The 3942-nt window shown below is 70.7% G+C and carries 4 protein-coding genes; all 4 read right to left on the bottom strand.

Translation table 11 applies throughout. From position 1 onward, the window contains the following. The coding region (locus IJH84_RS20270) for a bifunctional oligoribonuclease/PAP phosphatase NrnA (RefSeq protein WP_367269059.1) at positions 1-847 on the bottom strand (847 nt) is incomplete at its 3' end. A gap of 73 nt (positions 848-920) precedes the next feature. Continuing rightward, positions 921-1430, bottom strand: a complete 510-nt coding sequence (rbfA, locus tag IJH84_RS20265) for a 30S ribosome-binding factor RbfA (RefSeq protein WP_295147594.1) — start codon at positions 1428-1430, stop codon at positions 921-923. 199 nt (positions 1431-1629) lie between these two features. Next, positions 1630-1923 carry a DUF503 domain-containing protein gene (locus IJH84_RS20260; RefSeq protein ID WP_200070083.1) on the bottom strand — a complete coding sequence of 98 codons (294 nt, stop codon included), beginning with the start codon at positions 1921-1923 and terminating at the stop codon, positions 1630-1632. A gap of 75 nt (positions 1924-1998) precedes the next feature. Continuing rightward, on the bottom strand, positions 1999-3942 hold a 1944-nt coding region (gene infB / locus IJH84_RS20255; protein WP_295147589.1), incomplete at its 5' end, for a translation initiation factor IF-2.

Raw genomic sequence — 3942 nt, 5'->3', positions numbered from 1 at the left:
TGAGCACCGCGGCCACCTCGGCCTCTTCCGCGGTCCGCACGATGTCGATCACGCTGTCGAGTTCTTCGCTGCGCACCTGTGCTGCATCGGCCAGCGTCACCGCCGCGTGCACCAGGCCCAAGCCCTGCGCCTCGGCGGGCTCCAGCCGCGCCCGGTCCAGCACGCCGGACAGCATCGGCAGCCAGGCGAACGGGTGCGTGTCCATCAGCGAGCGCGTCGTCGCCGACGGGTCCACCCCGGCCTGCAGCAGCCGCGCCGCCATCAGGTGCGTCGAGACCTTCGCGCGGCGGAACATGCCGCTGTCGGCGACCAGCCCGGCGTAGAGGCACCGCGCCATCGGCTGGTCCAGCTCCATCCCGAGCTCGTCGAGCAGCTTCAGCACCAGCACCGCGGTCGCCTCGGCGGTCTCGTCGACGACGTGGTGGGTGCCGAACATCGTGTTCCCGGCGTGGTGGTCGAGCACCACCACCTCACCGCCGGCGGCGATCGTGGCCGCGACCCGGCCGCCCAGCGCACCGAGCCGTTCCAGGCTTCCCGCGTCGCACACCACCAGCAGCGGCGGCGCCGCGGGCACCTGCTTCGCGGGCACTACCAGGCCGTCGGAGTCCAGATCGCGCAGCGAGCGCGGCGGAGCCTCGGGCGAACCGAACGACACCCGCACCGCCGCGCCCCGCGCGTGCAGCGCCCGGCCCAGCGCCAACGCGCTGCCCAGCGCATCGGCGTCCGGGTTGATGTGCGCGAACAGCGTGACGTCGGGGGCGTCCGCGACCAGCCGGGCGGCACGCCGCACGGCACCGGTCAGCGAGTCGTCCTCGCTACCCAAGGTGGTTCCGGATCGCCCGCTCACTCGGTCTCACCTCCACGCCGAACACGCCGAGCTCCCGGCGCCACCCCCAACGCACCCGATCGGACCAATGGGTTCAACCGTTGTGTGGCCGACGCCGCACATCCGCGTCCGCGCTGGTCACCGAGTCGGAACCGGGAGTTTCCGTGCCGTTTTCCTCCTCGTCGTCCGGCTGCTGGCGGTAAGGGTCCGCCTCCCCGGCGTGCTCGGCACCGGAAGCCAGCCGAGCGACCTCCGCGTCGGCCTCCTTGGCCCGGTCGAGCAGGTCTTCGAGCCGCCGCGCGTCGTCCGGCACGGTGTCGGCCACGAACGTCAGGGTCGGGGTGAACCGCACCCCGGTCTGCGCCCCCACTCGGGAACGCAGCACCCCGGTCGCGCTGGCCAGCGCCGCGGCCGTGGACGAGTAGTCGGCCTCGTCGCCGAACACCGTGTAGTAGACCGTGGCGTCCCGCAGGTCCGGAGTGAGCCGCGCGTCGGTGATCGTCACCATCGCCAGCCGGGGGTCTTTGACCTCGTACTCCAGCCCCGAGGCCACGATCTGCGCGATTCGCTTGGCGAGCCTGCGGGCGCGCGCCGTATCCGCCACGGCGCACCTCCTCCGTCGATCCGGCACCCGGCGCACCGGGCGCGAGCATTGGCCGGGCCGCCGCGGTCGAACCGCCCGGACCTCGGACTTCCCTTCCAGCGCTGGGGAACAGGTGCGCCACCTCGACAACGCCACGCCGAGGCCGCCGTGTTCCGCGCTAGGTTCTGCCAACGAAGCCGCGCAGCCGTCCGTACAACCTTTAGTCCTCCGGCCCGAGCATTCGGTGGCGGGCGGAGAGCAACTCCAGTTCTGGACGCCCCGCGACGAGGCGTTCACACGCCTCCAGCACTTCCTGCACGTGCGAAGCGTCGCCAGAGACCACGCTGACCCCGAGCAGCGCGCGGCGGTACAGGTCCTGATCGCCCGCTTCCGCCGCGGCCACCTCGAACTTCTTGCGCAGCTCGGCGATGACCGGCCGCACCACGCCGCGCTTCTGCTTCAACGACCGGACGTCCCCGAGCAGCACGTCCAGTTCCAGCGCACCGACGTACACAACGCACCCCCATCGCCGAAACCGCCGCCGACACCCACCGGGGCCGCCCGTGCGGACGGCCCCGGTGGTGGCGGATCAGGTGCGCGGCTTCTCCCGCATCTCGTAGGTCTCGATGAAATCGCCGACCTTGATGTCGGAGTACGACCCGAGGGTCAAACCGCACTCGAACCCGTCGCGGACCTCGGTGGCGTCGTCCTTGAACCGCTTGAGCGAGTTCACCGAGAGGTTCTCGGCGACCACCACGCTGTCCCGCAGCAACCGCGCCTTCGCGTTGCGGCGCATGATGCCTTCGGTGACCATGCAGCCCGCGATCGTGCCGACCTTGGACGACTTGAACACGTCGCGGACCTCGGCCCTGCCCAGCTCGACCTCTTCGTAGATCGGCTTGAGCATGCCCTTGAGCGCCTGCTCGATGTCCTCGATCGCCCGGTAGATCACCGAGTAGTACCGGATCTCCACGCCCTCGCGGTTGGCGGCCTCGGCCGCCTTGCCCTCGGCGCGGACGTTGAAGCCCAGCACGATGGTGTCCTCGGCGGTGGCCAGGTTGATGTCGGACTCGTTGATGCCACCGACACCGCGGTGGATCACCCGGAGCTCGACCTCCTCGCCCACGTCGATCTTGCCGAGCGATTCCTCCAGCGCCTCGACGGTGCCGGAGTTGTCGCCCTTGATGATCAGGTTGAGCTGCTTGGTGTCCTTGATGACCTTGTCCAGGTCTTCCAGGCTGACCCGCTTGCGCCGAGCCGCGTTCTGCGCCTCCCGCAACCGGGCACCGCGCCGGTCGGCGATCTGCCTGGCCACCCGGTCCTCGTCGACCACCAGGAACGTGTCCCCGGCGCCCGGCACCGAGGTGAACCCGATGACCTGCACCGGCCGGGACGGCGTCGCCTCGGTGACGTCCTTGTCGTGCTCGTCGATCATCCGGCGGACGCGGCCGTGCGCGTTGCCCGCCACGACCGAGTCACCGACCCGCAGCGTGCCGCGCTGCACCAGCACGGTGGCCACCGGACCGCGGCCGCGGTCCAGGTGCGCCTCGATCGCCACGCCCTGGGCCTCCATGCCGGGGTTGGCCCGCAGGTCCAGCGAGGCGTCCGCGGTGAGCACGATCGCCTCCAGCAGGCCCTCGATGTTGGTGCCCTGCTTGGCGGAGATCTCCACGAACATCGTGTCGCCGCCGTACTCCTCGGCGACCAGGCTGTACTCGGTCAGCTGCTGGCGGATCTTGTCCGGGTTGGCGCCCTCGACGTCGATCTTGTTGACCGCGACCACGATCGGCACGCCCGCCGCCTGCGCGTGGTTGATCGCTTCCACGGTCTGCGGCATCACGCCGTCGTCCGCGGCGATCACCAGCACGGCGATGTCGGTGGACTTCGCACCGCGGGCACGCATGGCGGTGAACGCCTCGTGACCGGGGGTGTCGATGAAGGTGATCGGCCGCTCCTGGCCCTCCAGCTCGGTTTCGACCTGGTAGGCGCCGATGTGCTGGGTGATGCCACCGGCCTCGCCGGCCTGCACGTTCGCCTTCCGGACGGTGTCCAGCAGGCGCGTCCTGCCGTGGTCGACGTGGCCCATCACGGTCACGACCGGCGGGCGGGACGCGAGCTGCTCGTCGGAGCTGTCCGGGTCGCCGAAGCTGAGGTCGAACGACTCCAGCAGTTCCCGGTCCTCGTCCTCCGGGCTGACCATCTCGACCTGGTAGTTCATCTCCTGGCCGAGCAGTTCCAGCACCTCGTCGGAGACCGACTGGGTGGCGGTGACCATCTCACCGAGGTGGAACATCGCCTGCACCAGCGAGGCCGGGTTGGCGTTGATCTTCTCGGCGAAGTCGGTCAGCGAAGCACCGCGGCGCAGGCGCAGGATCTCGCCGCCACCGCGCGGGAGCCGGACACCGCCCACCGACGGCGCCTGCATGTTGTCCATGTACTCCTGGCGCTTCTGCCGCTTCGACTTGCGGCCGCGACGCGCCGGACCACCGGGACGACCGAAAGCACCCGCGGTGCTGCCGCGGCCGCCGCCGGG

It is taken from the genome of Saccharopolyspora sp. (assembly GCF_017434145.1).
Lineage (GTDB): Bacteria > Actinomycetota > Actinomycetes > Mycobacteriales > Pseudonocardiaceae > Saccharopolyspora_C > Saccharopolyspora_C galaxeae.
The sequence above is the reverse complement of the archived record's forward strand: the minus strand, read 5'-3'. Positions and strand labels throughout refer to the sequence as shown.